This is a genomic window from Luteococcus struthionis (genome assembly GCF_048595755.1).
GTDB lineage: Bacteria > Actinomycetota > Actinomycetes > Propionibacteriales > Propionibacteriaceae > Luteococcus.
On sequence record NZ_CP184360.1, the window covers coordinates 2099120 to 2117139 of the forward strand.

Annotated in this window: 18 protein-coding genes; 5 read left to right on the forward strand and 13 right to left on the reverse strand. The window is 68.5% G+C overall.

All coding sequences use genetic code 11. The annotated features are described in order from the left end of the window. Nucleotides 1-36 precede the first annotated feature (36 nt). From ACOAMO_RS09665 to ACOAMO_RS09710, 10 genes are all read right to left on the reverse strand, one after another. The gene (locus tag ACOAMO_RS09665; RefSeq protein WP_420174584.1) at nt 37-1377 is read right to left on the reverse strand and encodes a ubiquitin-like domain-containing protein; all 1341 of its coding nucleotides are present in this window, start codon (nt 1375-1377) and stop codon (nt 37-39) included. A gap of 152 nt (nt 1378-1529) precedes the next feature. Beyond that, nucleotides 1530-2132, reverse strand: coding sequence for a superoxide dismutase (locus tag ACOAMO_RS09670; RefSeq protein WP_420174585.1), 603 nt, complete (start codon nt 2130-2132; stop codon nt 1530-1532). Nucleotides 2133-2356: 224 nt separating this feature from the next. After that, nucleotides 2357-2992 carry a hypothetical protein gene (locus tag ACOAMO_RS09675; protein ID WP_420174586.1) on the reverse strand — a complete coding sequence of 212 codons (636 nt, stop codon included), beginning with the start codon at nt 2990-2992 and terminating at the stop codon, nt 2357-2359. Nucleotides 2993-3218: 226 nt separating this feature from the next. After that, nucleotides 3219-3815, reverse strand: coding sequence for a class I SAM-dependent methyltransferase (locus ACOAMO_RS09680; protein ID WP_420174587.1), 597 nt, complete (start codon nt 3813-3815; stop codon nt 3219-3221). Next, nucleotides 3812-4645, reverse strand: a complete 834-nt coding sequence (gene truA, locus ACOAMO_RS09685) for a tRNA pseudouridine(38-40) synthase TruA (RefSeq protein ID WP_420174588.1) — start codon at nt 4643-4645, stop codon at nt 3812-3814. The genes ACOAMO_RS09680 and truA overlap by 4 nt, the downstream gene beginning before the upstream one ends. Then, complete coding sequence (gene trmB, locus ACOAMO_RS09690) at nt 4642-5418, reverse strand: tRNA (guanosine(46)-N7)-methyltransferase TrmB (protein ID WP_420174589.1); 777 nt, start codon at nt 5416-5418, stop codon at nt 4642-4644. The genes truA and trmB overlap by 4 nt, the downstream gene beginning before the upstream one ends. 45 nt (nt 5419-5463) lie before the next feature. After that, complete coding sequence (locus tag ACOAMO_RS09695) at nt 5464-5763, reverse strand: hypothetical protein (RefSeq protein WP_420174590.1); 300 nt, start codon at nt 5761-5763, stop codon at nt 5464-5466. A gap of 104 nt (nt 5764-5867) precedes the next feature. Then, nucleotides 5868-7964, reverse strand: coding sequence for an elongation factor G-like protein EF-G2 (locus ACOAMO_RS09700; protein WP_420174591.1), 2097 nt, complete (start codon nt 7962-7964; stop codon nt 5868-5870). 56 nt (nt 7965-8020) lie between these two features. Further along, complete coding sequence (locus ACOAMO_RS09705; protein ID WP_420174592.1) at nt 8021-8479, reverse strand: MOSC domain-containing protein; 459 nt, start codon at nt 8477-8479, stop codon at nt 8021-8023. Between the two features lie 189 nt (nt 8480-8668). Further along, entirely contained in the window at nt 8669-10060 is a 1392-nt protein-coding gene (locus ACOAMO_RS09710) for a glycoside hydrolase family 125 protein (RefSeq protein WP_420177009.1), read from the reverse strand. A 174-nt stretch (nt 10061-10234) separates the two neighbouring features. Here ACOAMO_RS09710 and treZ point away from each other — a divergent pair, with 174 nt between their 5' ends. From treZ to glmM, 4 genes are all read left to right on the forward strand, one after another. Then, on the forward strand, nt 10235-12010 hold the full coding sequence (treZ, locus tag ACOAMO_RS09715) for a malto-oligosyltrehalose trehalohydrolase (protein ID WP_420174593.1): 1776 nt from the start codon (nt 10235-10237) through the stop codon (nt 12008-12010). Between the two features lie 138 nt (nt 12011-12148). After that, nucleotides 12149-12592 (forward strand): 50S ribosomal protein L13, encoded by a 444-nt coding sequence (rplM, locus tag ACOAMO_RS09720; RefSeq protein WP_420174594.1) that lies wholly within the window; start codon nt 12149-12151, stop codon nt 12590-12592. Between the two features lie 29 nt (nt 12593-12621). Further along, nucleotides 12622-13152 carry a 30S ribosomal protein S9 gene (gene rpsI, locus ACOAMO_RS09725; protein ID WP_420174595.1) on the forward strand — a complete coding sequence of 177 codons (531 nt, stop codon included), beginning with the start codon at nt 12622-12624 and terminating at the stop codon, nt 13150-13152. 115 nt (nt 13153-13267) lie between these two features. After that, nucleotides 13268-14620, forward strand: coding sequence for a phosphoglucosamine mutase (gene glmM, locus ACOAMO_RS09730; protein ID WP_420174596.1), 1353 nt, complete (start codon nt 13268-13270; stop codon nt 14618-14620). A 90-nt stretch (nt 14621-14710) separates the two neighbouring features. On the opposite strand, the gene ACOAMO_RS09735 is transcribed toward glmM, so the two are convergent. Both ACOAMO_RS09735 and ACOAMO_RS09740 read right to left on the reverse strand, forming a co-directional pair. Beyond that, on the reverse strand, nt 14711-15343 hold the full coding sequence (locus ACOAMO_RS09735; protein ID WP_420174597.1) for a hypothetical protein: 633 nt from the start codon (nt 15341-15343) through the stop codon (nt 14711-14713). 157 nt (nt 15344-15500) lie between these two features. Further along, nucleotides 15501-16634, reverse strand: coding sequence for a M15 family metallopeptidase (locus ACOAMO_RS09740; protein WP_420174598.1), 1134 nt, complete (start codon nt 16632-16634; stop codon nt 15501-15503). 10 nt (nt 16635-16644) lie between these two features. Here ACOAMO_RS09740 and ACOAMO_RS09745 point away from each other — a divergent pair, with 10 nt between their 5' ends. Then, nucleotides 16645-16992, forward strand: coding sequence for a hypothetical protein (locus tag ACOAMO_RS09745; RefSeq protein ID WP_420174599.1), 348 nt, complete (start codon nt 16645-16647; stop codon nt 16990-16992). 46 nt (nt 16993-17038) lie between these two features. Here the strand turns inward: ACOAMO_RS09745 and coaA are convergent, their stop codons facing one another. Next, entirely contained in the window at nt 17039-18013 is a 975-nt protein-coding gene (gene coaA / locus ACOAMO_RS09750; RefSeq protein WP_420177010.1) for a type I pantothenate kinase, read from the reverse strand. Nucleotides 18014-18020 lie beyond the last annotated feature (7 nt).

The following is an 18020-nucleotide window of genomic DNA, read 5'->3' on the forward strand; positions in this document are numbered from 1 at the left end:
CCACGGGCAGTGACGGCCTTGGTCGTCTGGAGGGGATCAGGCCGCGTGGGCGCAGCCCCAGGGCTGCAGGCCGCGCTGGGCGTAGACCTTGTTGGCGATGGTGATCTGCTCCGCCTTGCTGGCCAGATTCGCGGTGGGGGCGTAGGCGCCGCCGCCGGCACCCAGCCAGGTCTGGCGGTCGAACTGCAGGCCGCCGTAGTAGCCGTTGCCGGTGTTGATCGACCAGTTGCCGCTGGACTCGCACTGTGCGATGCGCTCCCACATCGCCTGGTTGGCGGTGTTCAGACCAGCGCTGGAGCTGCTGGCCTCGCGGGTGGACTCACTGGTCGCACGGGTGGTGGGCTTGCTGCTCGCGGTCGCGCGCGGCTTGCTGCTCGCCGTGGCGGTGGGCTTGCTCACCGGTGCGCTGCTCGCAGCGCTGCGGCTGGGTCGGCTGCTGGCGGCGCGGGTGGCGGAGGTGGACTCACCGCTGGTCTCGCCGGCCGAGCTGTCCTCGCTCCGGGAGGTGTCCTCGCTGCGGGTCTTGGGGGTGCTCTCCTCGGGGGCCTCCTCACGGGTGCCCACCAGGATCTGCTCGGTGACCGGCTTGGTCGTCACCTCTTCCTTGACCAGGGAGCGCTTGGCGGGCTTGCCGTCGACGACGGTCACCTGCCAGGTCTTGGTGACCACGCCGTCCTTGCCCTCGACGGTGGTGCGCGTGGTGCCCTCGTCGAGCGTGGCGGTGCGGGTGCGCTCGGTCTCGTGCTCGACCTTCTCGGTGGTGGTCTCGGTCTTGTTGCCGACGCGCTGCAGGCTGACCGACAGCTTCTCCTTGATGGCCGTCTTGGCCGCCGGGGTCAGCTTGTCGTTCTTGCCCACGGTGAGCTTCTGCTCCTTGAGCAGTTCGCCGACGGTGAGCGCGGTGGTCTTCACCGTGCGCTTCTTGCCGGCCTCGGTGAGGGTGACCTGCTTGGGGGAGACGGCGGTCAGTGCCAGGCCTTCGCGGCCCAGTGGCGTGGAGCGGCTCACCGAGAGCTTCGTGCCGGGCTCGATGACGCCCAGCTGGCCCAGTGCGCTGTCCACATTCTTGGCGGTGGTCCACAGCGTGGTCTTCTTGCCGTCCAGGGTGATGGTCAGCGGCCGACCGTAGTTGACCGTGACCATGGTGCCGTCCTTGATGGAGCTGTTCACCGAGGGGACGACGGTGTCGTGCTCACCCACGGTGATGTTGTTGGCCGCCAGCGCGTCCGCCACGGTGTCGCCGAAGGTGTGCACGGTGGTGGTGCTGCCGTCGACGGCAACCTGCACCTCCTTGTCGGCAACCTGCCAACCAACGGTGCCGACGGTGGCGACGAGTGCGGTGGCGGTGGCGATCAGGCCGATGGTCTTGTTGTTCACGCTGCTCCTTGGGTCCGTCCCATCATGCCTCGCATCCTGAGAGAAATCCGAATCCTGTGCAGGTTGTTCTCAGGAATGGCACGCGAAAGGCCCTCGCTCCACGGGGGAGCGAGGGCCTTCGACAATCGGTCGTGAGTGACCGCGGGCTTGGATCAGGCCTGACGGGCCTTGGCGAGACGCTCGGTGACGTCGGCCCAGTTGACGACATTCCACCAGGCGTCGACGTAGTCGGCCTTCACGTTCTTGTACTGCAGGTAGAAGGCGTGCTCCCACATGTCGAGCTGCAGGATCGAGGTCTGGTTCAGCGGGATGTTGCCCTGCTGGTCGTGCAGCTGCAGGACGTTGAGACGCTGACCCAGCGAATCCCAGGCCAGAACCGACCAGCCGGAGCCCTGGATGGCCTTGGCATTCTCGTTGAAGTGCTTCTGGAAGCCCTCGAAGGAGCCGAAGAACTCGTCGATGGCGCTGGCGAGCTCACCCTCGGGCTGGCCGCCACCCTCCGGCGACATGTTCTTCCAGAAGATCGAGTGGTTCACGTGGCCACCGAGGTTGAAGGCCAGGTCCTTCTCGAGCTTGCCGATGGTGCCGAAGTCACCCTTGGCGCGAGCCTCCTCCATCTTCTCCAGCGCGGTGTTGGCGCCGGCCACGTAGGTGGCGTGGTGCTTGGAGTGGTGCAGCTCCATGATCTCGGGCGCAATGTGGGGCGCCAAGGCGCCGTAGTCGTAGTCGAGCTCGGGCAGGGTGTAAACAGCCATGTGGTCCTCTTTCCGTCTCTACCAGGCCAACGGGCCCGGGCCCCGTCGATGGGGGCTTTCTCTCGGACAACACCGATCCTAGGCAAAGTATTCCCTGCTGACCATGGTGTTCGCCGCGAGCGAGGACTGGCAAGGCGATTCGTCGCCGCGCTCCGCCCTGTCGCAGGGGCTGGCGCGGGGCCCGGTGAGTGTTGCTCCCGAGCCCCCGCACGAAGGGACCTGCGTCAGGACTTCCGGCGCTTGGCCGTGAAGTAGGCCGCCAGCAGGCCGACGACGATCGCGGCCACCACCAGCGAGACGATCGGGTCGGACGACTTCTTGACGTCATCCTTCTGGGCGCCGGGAGTGGTGCTGGCGCTGTCGGTGGCCGAGGCGGAGGCGGCGCCCTGCTGCGGCATCGCGGGAGTGCACTCCTTGCCGTAGCACCAGCCCTCGAGCGTGCCCGCCTTCGGCTTGGACTGGTCGGCACCCACCTGGCTGTAGGTCCACTTGCCGCCCTTCTGGGCCGTGTAGTAGTGCCAGTAGTTGCCGTCGAAGGCGGCGGGGCAGGTCTGCGGCTCGCCCTCGATGGTGCAGATCATCTGCCCCTTGGCATCCTTGGTGGTCTTCACCCCCGCCTCGCTGAGCAGCTTCTCACCGGTCTCTGCCACCTCGACACACTTGTCGACCAGAAGCTCCTTCTTGGAGTCCTGCACCACGAGCCACACCTTGCCCTGTTCCAGGCAGTCATCGGTCTGGTTGGCCGGCATCGGGCGGGCGGGGGAGTCGACCTGGGCCAGGGCCGGTGCGGCGGGGGCCAGGGCGATGGTGCCGGCAGCCAGCGCGGTGGCGACGAGCCGGGGGAGGGAGGTGGTGCGCACGGTGTTCCTTTCGGGCGGCCTGCGCACCGGGCCCGGAGGGTCACCCGACGGGCGCCCGCGGACTCCGCCCGCTGACCGCGACGGGTGATGATGAGTCGAGGCCATGACGGTCTGTCCGACTGTGACGGTTGCGGGCCAGTTCCGGACTTGCACCGGATTCGGCCGACATGGCTGCCCTGAGACTACTGCACCCCCGCGGCACCGCACCCCCGAAGGGCCCGGTGTCTCAGAGCCGCGGGCGCACCTCGAAGACACGAAAACCCTTGCTGGAGGTGAGCCGCTGGCAGTCGAAGCCCTGGTCGTCGAGCCAGCGCTGCAGCGAGTCCGCGCCGAGGTTCTTGCCCACCACCATCACCGCTCGCCCGGTGGGCTGCAGCCTGGCGAGCCAGGTCAGCAGCAGGGCGTGCAGGGCAGGCTTCCCGATCCGGATCGGTGGATTCGACCAGATCTCGTCGTAGCGCACCGACTCGTCGGTCTGCTCCGGCAGGAGTGGCCTGACCCGTTGTGCCGCGCCGATGCGCTCGGCATTGATCGCGGTCAGTGCCAGCGCGCGCTCGTTCACGTCCACCGCGTCGATCAGGCTCGTGGGGCAGGCGGCAGCCAAGGCCACCGCGATGGGGCCGTAACCGCAGCCCAGGTCGAGCAGCCGAGCACCGTCGCGCGGCGGGGCCACCGCGTCGAGCATGATCCTGGTGGCGGGATCGAGCCGGGAACCGGAGAAGACCCCGTTCGCGGTGGTGAGGGTGAGCTGGTGTCCCCAGACATCGGCCTGGATCTGGCGTCGCTTCTCCTCGCCCTCGGGGGTGGTGAAGTAGTGGCTCACGGGGTCTCCTGGGAGGTCGGGTCGGCGCCGGGCAGGGTGCGAACGGCGCGGGAGAGCTGGGCGCGTGCCGCCAGCTGGTCGTCGTCGGGATAACCGACCTCCTCCAGGCACAGGCCCTTGGCCGGCATCACCAGGACGGCATTGTGCCGCTTGGGGGAGGCCATCACCTCGGCCAGCCAGGCCTGGTCACGCTTGCCGGTGCCCACCGAGGTCATGGCCCCCATCAGGGAGCGGACCATCGAGTGGCAGAAGGCGTCGGCGGTCACGGTGAACTCCACCACGCCCTGGGGGGTGCGCTCGGCGTGCAGTCCGGTCAGGGTGCGGATCGTCGTGGCTCCCTCCCGCGGCTTGCAGAAGGGTGCAAAGTCGTGCAGGCCCACCAGCATCTGGGCCGCCTCGTTGGCGCGTTCCACGTCGATCACCCCACGCACCGGGGCGATGTGCCCACGCAGCAGGGGATCGGGGTGGGACTGCTCATCCCAGAGACGGTAGACATAACGCCGCCAGATGGCCGAGAAGCGGGCGTCGAAACCCTCGGGGGCCCGACGGATGCTGCCCACCTGCAGGTCATCGTCGAGCACGCGCTTCAACCGCAGCTGCAGCCGTGAGACATCGACGTCCTCGGGCAGGTCCAGATGGGCCACCTGCCCGCGAGCGTGCACCCCGGAGTCGGTGCGGCCGGCGACGGTGAGCTGGACGGGCTCGCCCAGCCGCAGGACCTGCGGGATCCAGCGTTCCAGCTCGCCCTGCACGGTGCGCAGCCCCGGCTGGGTGGCCCAGCCGGAGAAGTGGGTGCCGTCGTAGGCGATGTCGAGCCGCCACCGGATCATGACGTCTTCCGATAGGTCAGGTCACGGATGGTGCGCCCCGCCGCGAGCCCCTTGCGTTCGTACTTGGTCAGGGGCCGCAGTTCCAGCCGCGGTGCCCAGCCGGTGTGCTCCGGATCGGCCGGGTCGAGGTGTTCGTTGACCAGCCCGGGGGCCGCGTCGAGCACCTCGCGCATCCATTCGGCGTAGTCCTGCCAGTCGGTGGCCAGCCGCCAGCGCCCATCGGTCACCAGCCGGCTGCGCACCAACTGGGCGAACTCCGGGCTGACCAGGCGACGTTTGTGGTGGCGCGACTTGTGCCAGGGATCGGCGAAGAAGAGCCACAGCTCACTGATCGAGGCCGGTTCGAACAGGTGCTCCAGGCCCTGTTGGCCATCGGCCATGACGATGCGCACATTGTCCACCCCTTCTCGTGCCATCCGGCCGAGGGTGCTGGCCACGGCCGGCTGGAAGACCTCGAAGGCCACCACATTGGCCTGCGGGTGCTGCCGTGCCATGGAGACCAGGGACTCACCCGTGCCGGAGCCGATCTCCACCAGCAGGGGAGCGCGACGGCCGAAGACCTCGGCCCAGTCGAGTGGGGGCTGGGGAGCGACGGAGGTCTCGGTCTGGCCCTGGGCCACTGGGACGACGCGACTGGAGTGCCAGGCCTGCCAGGCCTTCTCCTGGGAGGCATTCATCCGGGCGCTGCGGCGCACGAAGCTGACCACCTCGCGGTGGACACGGTCTGGGCGAGGTGTTGCGGTCGAAGGAGTCTCGGGAGCCGGATTCTGCACCGGTCGATTCTAGGCGAGAACCCAGACCGGTCAGTCCGTGACCGGTCAGTCCGTGTTGGGACGCAGGCGCAGTCCTGCGGCCAGTACGACCACGCCACCGGCCAGCACGGCCAGCCAGGGCAGGACCGTCTCCCGGGCATCCTGGTTGCACTGCTCGATCCACTCGGCGGGGGGAGTGGAGCCGTCGGTGATCACGGGGCCGCGCAGCATGACGGAGATGGCGGGGCCACACTTGCGTTCGTCCACATAGGTTTCGGGGCCGAGCACCTTGACCAGTCCGGCCAACAACAGCAACACACCGATGACGGCGATCGCGCGCCATCCCTTCCAACCCCGTCGTGTCATGCCTCGTACCCTATCCACGCGCAGCCGGTCGACCCTCCCGGACGCGGGGGTGGGCGCCGCCCCTCGACGAAGCGACGCCCACCCCCCTTGCCTGCCGTGTCAGGTCACTGCTGCTGCAGGCTCTCGGCCACGGCCGGGGGCACCAACTCGTAGCCCTGGAAGCGACGGGTGAACGATCCGCTGCCATGGGCCAGGCCACGCAGGTCGACGGCATAGCGGGTCAGTTCCAGGGCCGGCACCAGGGCCGTCACCACCGCGCGCTGCTCGGCGTCGGTGTCGGTGCCCTGCACCTGGCCGCGACGGTTGGCCAGGTCGGTCATCACCGCACCGAGGTACTCCTGGCCCACGGTCACCTCCACCAGGTCCATCGGCTCCAGCAGCCCGACGGTCTGTGGCGTGGCCGCCTCCTTCAGGGCCAGGGCCCCAGCGGTCTGGAAGGCCATGTCGGAGGAGTCCACCGGGTGCGACTTGCCGTCGTAGAGCGTCACCTGCACGTCGACCATCGGGTGGCCGTGGATTGTGCCCCGCTCCATCTGGGCGGCCAGGCCCTTCTCGACGCTGGGGATGAACTGGCGCGGTACGGCGCCGCCGACGACCTTGTCGACGAAGACGAAACCGGATCCTCGCTCGCCGGGAGTGATCTCCACGTCGCACACGGCGTACTGGCCGTGACCACCCGACTGCTTGACGTGGCGTCCCTGCGCCTTGGCCGGGGCGATGAAGGTCTCGCGCAGCGGAACCTTCACCTCTTCCTCGGTCACCTTCACCCCGTAGCGGTCGTTCAACCGCCGCAGCAGCAGCTCGGTGTGCGCGGTGCCCATGGTCCACAGCAGTTCCTGGTCGGTCTCCGGGTGGCGCTCCAGGCGCACGGTGGTGTCCTCCATCACCAACCGGGCAAGGGCACCGGCCAGCTTGTCCTCGTCGCTGCGGGTGGCCGGCTTGAGGGCGGTGGGCAGCAGCGCCTCGGGCAGGATCCACGGCTCCACCAGGGCGGGGCGCTCGGGGCTGGAGAGGGTGTCGGTGGTCTCGGCGCGGGAGAGCTTGGAGACCAGCACGATGTCTCCCGCGATCGCCTCGCGGCGGGTCTTCATCTCCAGGCCCACCGGGAAGGACAGCAGGCCAACCTTCTCCTCCTCCTGGTGGTCGGGGTGCTGGGCGTCCTCCACGCCGGTGAACAGTTCACGGCGACCGGCCACCTGGACCAGGTCGTCGGTGCGCAGCGTGCCGGCGAAGACCCGCACCATCGACTGGCGTCCCGCATAGGGGTCCGAGGTGGTGCGGACCACCTCGGCCACCAGCGGGCCGTTGGGATCGCACTCCAGCTCCAGGATCTCCTCGCCGTCGGCCGAGGTGATGGTGGGAAGGGGATGGGCCGCCGGATGGGGCAGGCCGTGCTCGATCAGGCTGAACAATTCCTCGACGCCCACCCCGGAGGCGGACTTGACGGGGATCATCGGGTAGAAGGCGGCATTGGCGGTGGCCCGCAGCAGACTGGCACGGACCTGTTCGACGGCCAGTTCCTCGCCCTCCAGGTAACGCTCCATCAGGTCGTCGTCCTCGGCCTCGGTCACGACATTCTCGATGAAGGGGGCGCGGTAGGCCTCGATCGCGGTGCGTTCCTCGTCGGTGGCGGGGCGGGTCTCGGGCTTGCCGGAGGAGTAGTCGTGGACGCGCTCGGTGACCAGGGACATCGAACCGATGACGGCGCCGGCATCGTCGGTGAGCGGCAGGTAGGCCGGGGTGACGCCCTCGCCGAAGGTCTCCCGGCACAGTTCGACGGTGGACTCGTAGTCGCCGCGCTCCACGTCGAGCTTGGTGACCACGATGGCCCGAGGCATGTCGACCGCGCGGCACTCGGCCCACAGGGCTGCGGTGTTGTTGTCGATGCCGTCGCTGGCGCTCACCACGAAGATCGCCGCGTCGGCGGCACGCAGGCCGGCGCGAAGCTCGCCCACGTAGTCGGGATGGCCCGGGGCATCCAGCAGGTTGACCACCACGTCACCGGTGGAGACCGAGGCCAGGGTGAGGGCCGCCGCGCGGTCCGGATCATCCTTGGGCGGCCGATGGCCCGGAATACGTGCGGCCAGCATGGTGTCGAACAGTGTGGTCTTGCCGGAACCCGAGGATCCCACCAGGACCACATTGCGTAGGCCTACGGGGTCGGTGACCTTGAATGATGATGAATTCGCCTTTGGACTCATGTGCCCACATTGCTCTGGTCAATGCGCCCTGACAAGGGGGTGGAGGGTGGGAAAAGTCACCCCTGCCAGAGCCCTGCCGGGCCGCCGGCGCGCAGCAGGCCACCCGACTCCACCCGGGCGCCGTGACCGAGCAGCACACCGGGCCGCAGGCGGTGCAGGAGGTCCTCGTCGTGCTCGCCCGTGACGGGATCGTGGTTCACCACCAGGCAGCGGTCGAGCTCGCGCTCCACCACGAGTCGCACCTCCCCGAAGTCCAGGACGTTGCCCGCGCCGAGCGTCAGGGGCGCGTCCCGGTCGTCGACGACCAGGTTGGCGCGATAACGGCCCAGATCGGTGGGCAGCCCCAGGGCCTCCACCTCGGAGCGCAGCAGGATGCTCACCGGCGATGACCAGATGAAGCCTGCCGTGCCGGTGGTGCGGGCCAGCAGCAGATCGGTGCCGGCCGCGCGTGACAGGCGCTCGGCCACCGGCCCACCGTGGATGGTGCAGTTGAAGGAGCGGTCGTAGTAGCGCACCGCTGGCTGGCGCCGTCGAACCGCAGGTGCTCGTCGCGGGCGGGAAGCTCATCGGGCAGGATGCGCACCCCGGCCAGTTGGGGCAGGTCGGTGGCGCGGACGCAGCGCAGCCCCACCCCGTCGACGTCGGTCAGGACAGGTGACCAGAGCCGGTCTCCCGCCAGCCCGTCGGTGGTGAGCAGGTGTTCGTCACTGCCCAGCCACTGGCTTCCCTTGACCGGTGTCCATCCCAGCGATTCGATCCGCATCGGCCTTCTCCGTTCTCGAGCTCGGCGTTCCCGAGGCCGGCCAGTCGGCAAGCCGGTCGAGCAGTTCGCAGAACATCATGTTGGCCCAACTGAACCAGCCCCGGGTGAACCGGTGCGGGTCGTCCACGTGGAAGCTCTCGTGCACCATTCCGGTGCCGGCCGTGGTCGAGGCGATGAGTCGGGCCAGGGCCAGGGCCTCCTCGCGGTTGGTCTCGGTGAGGCCCTGTACCGCCAGGGCGATCGGCCACACCCGCGGGCCGGGAGTGTGTGGACTGCCGATGCCACTGGCCACCCGACCGGTGTGCCACCAGGGATTGGCCGCCGAGAGGATGCGTGCCCGGGTGGCGAGGTAGCGCGGGTCGTCACGGGCGATGTCGGTGAGCAGGGGCAGGCCCAGCAGGCTGGGCAGGTTCGCGTCGTCGGCCGCCAGGACCCCACCCAGGCCGTCCACCTCGTAGGCCCAGGACCCATCGGGGAGGGTGCCGTGCTCGGCGACCCCCGTCGCGATCTGCTCCGCCAGGTCTCGGGCACGGGCGCCCAGCGGTTGGTCGTGCCATAGCCGGTCGCACCATTGCGCGCCCAGCCGCAGCACGTGCACCGCCAACAACTGGGCCGGGATGTTGTAGCCGTACCGGGTGGCGTCGTCGCTGGGGCGAAAGCCCTGCCAGGTCATCCTGGTGCGGCCCACCGGGCTGCCGCGACCCCAGCGGGGGAGGGTGTCGGCGTGGCGGCGGGCCACCACCGCGGGAAGGCGGATGAAGCGATAGCGGCTGGTGGCGTGGTCCTGTTCGCGTCGCCACAGGTCGACGACGTCGGCGAAGCCACTGTGGACACCCCAGTCCAGGTGTTCGGTGCTGCCCGTGGCCTGCTGGATCTGGTGGGCCAGCAGCAGCGGCAGGGCCAACGAGTCCAGTTCGTACTTGCGCTCCCAGATCCAGGGGTCGGCCCTGGAGGTCAGCATGTGCAGGTCCAGGAGGTGGTGCGTGCCACCCACGGGTCCGTGGTTGAAGGCATTGGCGTAGGGGTCGTGCCGGATCATGCGCCACTGCATCAGGCACACGCCGCGCAGTACCTCGGCGACCTCGGGAAGCTCGTCGGCGAGGGCCAGCCAGGGGCGCATCTGCGCCGAGGAGTCGCGCAGCCACATGGCGGGGATGTCACCGGTGGTGGCGAAGATGCCGTTCGGGCCGGGATGCAGGGTGCGGGTCCAGGTGTCGAGCATCAGGCGCACATAGGCCTGGCCCAGTTCGGCGCTGGAGGTCGCGCGAGCGATCCGTTCGCCTCGGCGCACCAGGGCGTGGCGCAGGGCGGAGCTGGCCTCCATCCGTGGCAGCTGCGCACGACGCAGGGCCTGCGGGAGCGGCAACAGTGGCATGGCTCCAGTATGGCCTGAGCGGCCTTTTCGTCCGTGGCGAAGTTGAACGTTCCGATGCCGGACGCGCGGTGGGCACGCGCCGCGAGCCGGTAACGTGGAAAGGGTTGCGACCCCCACCTGCAAGGAGTCCCCATGCCGTTGTCCCTTGATGTCTGGGCCCCGATTCCCGACCGCGTCGACGTCGTCGTGGACGGGGTCGACCTCCCGCTGATCCGCTCCGAGGAGGGCTGGTGGCGGTTGGGGCCAGAACACCGGGACGTGCTGCGTGAGGGCGTCGACTACGGCTACCGGCTGGATGGAGCCGATGCGGTGCTGCCCGCGCCTCGTTCGCGTTGGCAGCCGAACGGTGTGCACGGGCTCTCCCGCGCCTACGATCCCGCCAGCTACCAGTGGGGTGACCAGGACTGGACGGGCCGCCAGCTGGCCGGCGCGATCATCTACGAGCTGCACGTTGGCACCTTCACCCCCGAGGGCACCTTGGGGGCCGCGATCGACAAGCTCGACCACCTGGTCGAGCTGGGCATCGACCTGGTGGAGCTGATGCCCGTCAACGCCTTCAACGGCGAACACGGCTGGGGCTACGACGGCGTCGGCTGGTACGCGGTGCACCACGCCTACGGCGGCCCGCGGGCCTACCAGGAATTCGTCGACGCCTGTCACCAGCGGGGCATCGGCGTGATCCAGGACGTGGTCTACAACCACCTGGGACCCAGCGGAAACTACCTGCCGCAGTTCGGCCCCTTCCTGGACGACTCCGTGCAGTCGCCGTGGGGCAGCGCGATCAATCTGGCCGGCGAGGGCTCCGACGAGGTGCGCCGCTTCATCATCGACAATGCGCTGATGTGGCTGCAGGAGTACCACGTCGACGGTCTGCGGCTGGATGCGGTGCATGCCCTGGTGGACGCACGGGCCATCCACATCCTGGAGGAACTCGCCGTCGAGGTGAATGCGCTGAGCACCTTCCTCAACCGTCCGCTCAGCCTGATCGCCGAGAGTGACCTGAACGATCCGCGTCTCATCACGCCGCGCGAGGCGGGCGGCTACGGCCTTGACGCCCAGTGGAGCGACGACTTCCACCACGCCCTGCTGGCCAACCTGACCGGCGACGACTCGGGCTACTACGCCGACTTCGCGGAGCTGCAGGCCCTGGGCAAGGTCTTGGAGACCGGCTTCTTCCACGACGGGACCAAGTCGAGCTTCCGTGGCCGTCGGCATGGTCGCAGGCTCGACACCCCGACCATCCCGACCTGGCGCCTGGTGGTCTGCAGCGACAACCACGACCAGATCGGCAACCGCGCCGACGGGGCGCGCCTGTCCACCCGGCAGAGCACGCGCCAGCTGCAGATCGCCGCGTTGATGACCATGCTCTCGCCCTACACACCGATGATCTTCATGGGCGAGGAGTGGGCGGCCCGCACCCCCTTCATGTTCTTCAGCTCGCACCCGGAGGAGGAGCTGGCCCGGGCCGTCAGCAAGGGGCGGGTAGAGGAGTTCAGCAAGATGGACTGGGACACCTCGGTGATCGTCGACCCGCAGAGCCCGGAGGCCTTCGAGGGCTCCAAGCTCAACTGGGACGAGCTGCAGCAGGAGGTGCACGCCGAGGTGCTGGGCACCTACCGCGACGCCATCGCCCTGCGCCGCACCTACCCGGACCTGACCGATCCCCGCTTTGAGTGGGTCTCGACCCGCTTCGATGCCGACGGGCACTGGTTCGTCATGGAGCGTGGCGAGACGATAACGGTGGCGGTGAACTTCGACCACGACCCGGCCGAGATCGAACTGGAGGGCCCCTCGGAGCTGCTGATGCGCATCGGCGAGGTGGAGGTGGCGGAGGGCAAGCTGCAGCTCGGCTCGCAGTCCGCGGCGGTGTTGCACCTGACCAGAGAGGCTTTGCCCGGCCGATCCTGACTCGTTTTGACCCGCGGTGCACCCGAGGGGTAGTCTGAATCGCTGTTGCGCACTGGAAGGTTCTGGTGGGACCACTCGCTGACCCCTATGCGCTAGCACCCTTGTTCAAGCAATCTAACGGAAGATGGTCTGCGACCCGTGTCTACGTACAGCCCGAAGCCTGGGGACATCACCAGGAATTGGCATGTGATCGATGCCGAGAATGTCGTCCTCGGCCGCCTCGCGGTGGCCGCCGCCACCCTGCTGCGCGGCAAGCACAAGGCCACGTACGCGCCCCATGTTGACGGCGGTGACTTCGTGGTCATCATCAATGCCTCGAAGATCGCCCTCACCGGCAACAAGCGCGCCGACTCGATGCGCTACCGCCACTCCGGTCGTCCCGGTGGTCTGACCGCGACCCCGATCGGTGACCTGCTCGACAAGGATCCGCGCAAGGCCGTGGAGATGGCCGTCTGGGGCATGATGCCCAAGAACAAGCTGAGCCGTCAGCTGATGAGCAAGCTCAAGGTCTACGCCGGCCCGGAGCACCCCCACGCCGCGCAGAAGCCGCAGGTGTACGAGATCACCCAGATCGCCCAGTGACGATCGACCACGCGAATCAAGGAATCAATGTGTCTGAGACCGTAGAGCTTGACGAGAACCTCGAGACCGAGGTCACCCCGTTCACCGACGAGAACGATCGCGAGATCGCCTACCGTACGGATTCGAACCCGGCCCCGGCCACCAACCCGGCTGGTCGCGCCGCGATCGTCGCCGCTGGTGGTGGCACCGGCCGTCGCAAGGAGGCCATCGCCCGCGTGCGCCTCGTGCCCGGTACCGGCAAGTTCTCCATCAACGGCGGTCGCAGCCTTGAGGACTACTTCCCGAACAAGGTGCACCAGCAGCTGGTCAACGAGCCCTTCGTCACCGCTGCGGTCACCGATGCCTACGACGTCATCGCCCGCATCCACGGCGGCGGCGCCTCCGGCCAGGCCGGTGCGCTGCGTCTGGGCATTGCCCGCGCGCTGAATGCCATCGACGAAGAGGCCAGCCGTCCCGCCCTGAAGAAGGCCGGCCTGCTGTCCCGCGATGCCCGCATCAAGGAGCGCAAGAAGGCTGGTCTGAAGAAGGCCCGCAAGGCCCCGCAGTACAGCAAGCGCTGATCCCGCGCTGGCCCAGCCAGCTCACGGACATCGAAGGCCGTCGCCCGAAATTCTCGGGCGGCGGCCTTCGTCGTGTCGCTTCCAGTAGTTCTGCCGCGCGGTAGAGTTTTCTGTCATGGCACGACTTTTTGGCACCGACGGGGTGCGCGGACTTGCAAACAAGGACCTGACTGCAGAGCTGGCCCTCGAACTCTCTGTGGGAGCTGCCCACGTGCTGGGGGAGGCCGGCGCCTTCGACGGTGGTCGGCCGCTCGCCCTGGTGGGGCGCGACACCCGCGCCTCCGGTGAGTTCCTGGAGGCCGCCGTGGTGGCCGGACTGGCCAGCGCCGGTGTCGACGTGGTCCGGGTGGGCGTCGTGCCCACGCCGGGTCTGGCCTTCTTGGTCAACGATCGCAATGCCGATCTGGGCGTCATGCTCTCCGCCTCGCACAACCCCATGCCCGACAACGGCATCAAGTTCTTCTCCCGCGGTGGCGTGAAGCTGGACGACTTCCTGGAGGACGCCATCGAGGCACGCCTGGGCGAGGAGTGGGAGCGTCCCACGGGCGCCGGCGTCGGCCGTGTCACCGACGACCTGGGTGCCGTCGAGTCCTATGTGGCGCACCTGGTCAGCAGCCTGGGCAGCGAAGGCAGCCTGGACGGGCTGAAGATCGTGCTCGACTGCGCCAATGGCGCCAGCTCCATGACCGGTCCCGCCGCCTTCGAGACGCAGGGCGCCGAGGTGATCGCGATCCACAACACCCCCGATGGCGAGAACATCAACGAGAACTGCGGCTCGACCCACATGGGCGACCTGCAGAAGCGAGTGGTGGCCGAGGGCGCAGACCTGGGGCTGGCCTTCGACGGTGACGCCGACCGCTGCCTGGCCTGCGACGCCAACGGTGAGCTGATCGACGGCGACCAGATCCTGGCGATCCTGGCGCTCTCGCTGAAGGAGGAGCGCAAGCTGCACTCCGACACCGTCGTGGCCACCATCATGAGCAACCTGGGCTTCATCAACGCCATGAAGGCCCACGACATTCGGGTGGACTCCACCAAGGTGGGCGACCGCTACGTGCTGGAGAGCATGAATGCCAATGGCTTCGCCCTGGGTGGCGAACAGTCCGGCCACGTGATCATGAGCGAGTTCGCCACCACCGGTGACGGCGTGCTGACCGGCCTGCACCTGGCGGCCCGCATGAAGGAGACCGGCAAGAGCATCGCCGAGCTCGGCGCCGTGATGCACCGCCTGCCGCAGGTGCTCATCAACGTCCGCGACGTCGACAAGCTGCGCGCTGGCATCGATCCCCAGATTCAGAGCGCCGTCAGCGCCGCGAACCAGGAGCTGGGCGACCAGGGCCGCGTCGTGCTGCGTCCCTCCGGCACCGAACCGGTGGTGCGCGTCATGGTGGAAGCCTCCACCGAGGAGCACGCCCAGAAGGTGGCCGACGAACTTGCCGCCATCGTCAAGGAGCGCGTCAGCCTCTGATCGAGGACAACTGGTTCGAGGACAACTGGTTCGAACGCAACTGGACCAAGCACGACGGGCCGTCACCCAGCTGGTGACGGCCCGTCGTGGTCATACGGCTGCGGCCAGCGCGGAGACCTCCGCCGGGGTCAGCGGCTCCTCGCCCTCGTCGGCCGCCACCAGCTTCACCAGGGCCCCGTCGGTCCGAACCACCTCGACCCATCGGGTCTGGTTGGCGGCCATGGTGCGTCGGTCCACCAGCGGATTGCCTTGCTGGATGAGCGTGACGCTCATCGGATCCTGCTGGCCGACGCAGCCCTGCAGGAGCTGGCGGTAGGCCTTGGCGAAGGCCTGGGCCTGCTCGGCGTTGGCGAAGCGCAGGGCCTGGCCCACCGCGCGACGCTGGGAATCATCCCGGTAGTCGGAGGCCAGCACGTGTCGTGGCTGCGGCAGGGTGGTGCCCGGCCGACAGGCCTGCATGCTGAGCCCCTGCACCGCCTGGGTGGGATCCAGCGCATGGACCCACGACCCATTGGGTTGGTAGGTGCCCTCGTCGCCCTCCCCGGGAACCGCCTTCCAGCGGCCCAGGCGGGCGGCGAAGACGCTCTGGTCGAGGTCTCCGGCGGTGGTGGCCGCGGGGCTGGCACTGGTCTGAGGGGCAGCGGCCGTGCTGGGTGCCTCCGGGGTACTGGGTGTCGCTGGTGTGCTGGGGCCAGTCGTGGGCGCCGCGGAGGTCTGCGCCACGGCGGTACTGCTTGGGGCTGAGTTGCTTGGGGCTGAGTTGCTTGGGGCTGAGTTGCTTGGGGCTGGGGGCGGGCTGGCCTGCTGATCGCCGCCCGTGGAGCAGGCGCTCAGCAGCACCAGGCCCAGGGCCCCGGCCGCGATGGTCGTGCGCGTCATGTCACTTCACCTCGAAGTGCTGCCAGTCGAATCCACTGAGCCACTTGAAGCCATTGGCGTGGAAGGACTTGGTCATGGGCGAATCCGTGAAGAGCATGCCCGGGCGACGATTGCTGCGATCCACATAGGGACGCCCATTGACCGGGTACCAGTAGCCATTGGGCTTGCGGTAGGGGTTCTCGACCGGGTTGATGTCGACCGAACGGCCATAGCTGTGCGGGCTCATCACATAGGGGTTGCCGTTGACCTGACGGCAGAAGAAGGCGTAGGTGTTGTCGGCCGCCATGGAATTGTCGTCATTGCGGTAGGGGCTGGGGTCCTTCATGATCCGCATCGGGAAGTGGGCCACGAAGGCGTCGGTGAAGACATTGCGGAAACGGGCCACGTCGGTGCTGCGCACGATCAGGTGACCAGTGTGGATGCGACCGTCGAAGCCGAAATGGTTCATGGAGATGCGCGTCAGCTGGGACGGGCCCACCGGGCAACCCGAACGATAGGTGACCGGCACCATCGCGGAGGTCACCTTGCCGGTGGAGAAGTCGATGCGGGCCGCCTTGTACTCCTTGAAGGTGGTGGAGAACCACACCTTCGGGTTGCTCGCATAGTTGCTCTCGGCCTTCCACTTGCGGCTGATGATCGCGCCATTGTTGTGGCTCAGCACTGTGGAGAAGGTGCCGTCGGCCCCGGTGGTGACGGGAGCGGAGTAGGACCAGCGCGAGACCCTCTCCTTCGGGAACCACGCCCACACCGCCAGGCGCACCGTCCGGCCCGACATGCCAGTGGTGACCCGGCCCTGGACGCGAGTGCCCTTCACCGTGGAGGCGGTGTAGCTGCTGGCGCTCATCTGGACGGCGGGGGCACCGACGGAGAGCCTGGGTGACACGGCTCGGGTGCCGTCGGGGGCCGCGACGGTGAACGTGACGTTGCCGGCATGCAGGACGCGCACGGTGGCGGTGAAGCCCCCGTCGGCGGCCACGGTCGCACGGGCCACCACGCCGTGGGCGCGGGTGCCGGTCTGCTGGCTGATCGACAGCGAGGTGCCGGCGGGGACGCCGGTGGCCCGCCCGGTGATCCGGTAGCTGCCGAAGCCGGCCCAGAAGGAGGTGGCGCTGGGGCAGCCACTGACGCACTGCACCGGATTGAGCGTGATGCTGCCGCTGGCCGCGGCACTGACGCTCGGCTCGGGGGTGGGCGACGGTGACGAGGCAACGGCACTGGGGCTGGGGGTGATGCTGGAGCTGGGTGTGACCGTGGCGCTGGGCGTGGCGGTGGGGCTTGCCTCGGGCGTCGTGGGGGTCTTCGTGGGCGAGGGGGCGGGGCTCTGCGGAGTGGGTGATCCGCTGGCATCCAGCGGTGCCGGGGATGCCGAGGAGGGGCTGGGCGAGCCCGGCGGTGTGGGCGTGGGGGAGGGCGCTGCCTGGGCGCTGATGCTCGTGAGGGCGAGCACGACAGCGCTCGCAAAGGGAACCATGCGAGGGATTCGCATTGGATGACTCCTGTTCAGGGGGGTGTGAGTCGGATCCACGTCGACGTGGTGTGTCAGATCTTACGGATGCGCACCCCCCGCACCTCATGATTGGGGCCCTTGCGCAGGATCACGGTGGCCCGGGGGCGCGTGGGAGCGACGTTCATCACCAGATTGGGTCCGTTGATGTCATCCCAGATCTTGTTGGCGAAGTCGATGGCCTCGGCGTCCGACATCGTGGCGTAGCGCGCGAAGAAGCTGCGCGGATCGTTGAAGGCGGTCTCGCGCAGCGTCAGGAAGCGCTCGACATACCAGCTGCGGATGTCCTGCTCGTCGGCATCCACGTAGACGCTGAAGTCGAAGAAATCGCTCAAGGCCAGACCGGTCGTGCCATTGCTGCGGGTGCGGGCCGGCTGCAGCACGTTGAGACCCTCGACGATGAGGATGTCGGGACGGTCGACGACCTCGACCTCGTCGGTGATGTCGTAGGTCAGGTGCGAGTACATGGGTGCCTCGACGTGCGGCGCGCCCGACTTCACCGCCACCACGAAGCGCAACAGCGCCCTGCGGTCATAGCTTTCCGGGAAGCCCTTGCGATCCAGGATCCCCCGACGCTCCAGCTCGGCATTGGGGTAGAGGAAGCCGTCGGTGGTGATGAGCTGCACCTTGGGCCGGCCGGGGGAACGGCTGAGCAGTTCGCGCAGCAGGCGTGCCGTGGTGGATTTGCCGACTGCCACCGAGCCGGCCACTCCGATCACGAAGGGCGTGCGGCGCACGTCCAGGCCGAGGAAGGCATTGGAGGCGCGGTAGAGATGGCCGGTGTGGCGCATGTGCAGGTGGATGAGCTGGGTGAGCGGCACGTAGACCGCACTGACCTCGTCCTGGTCGGTGGGGTCGCCCAGGCCCCGTAGGTGGTTGAGGGTCTCCTCATCCAGGTCGATGTCGGTGTGGTCGGCCAGATCGGCCCACGTGGAGCGATCCAGTTCGACGTAGGGGCCCGACGGGGCCTCGGCCACGTCCTCGCGGCCCGCTGGCGAGATATCAGTCATCATCCGC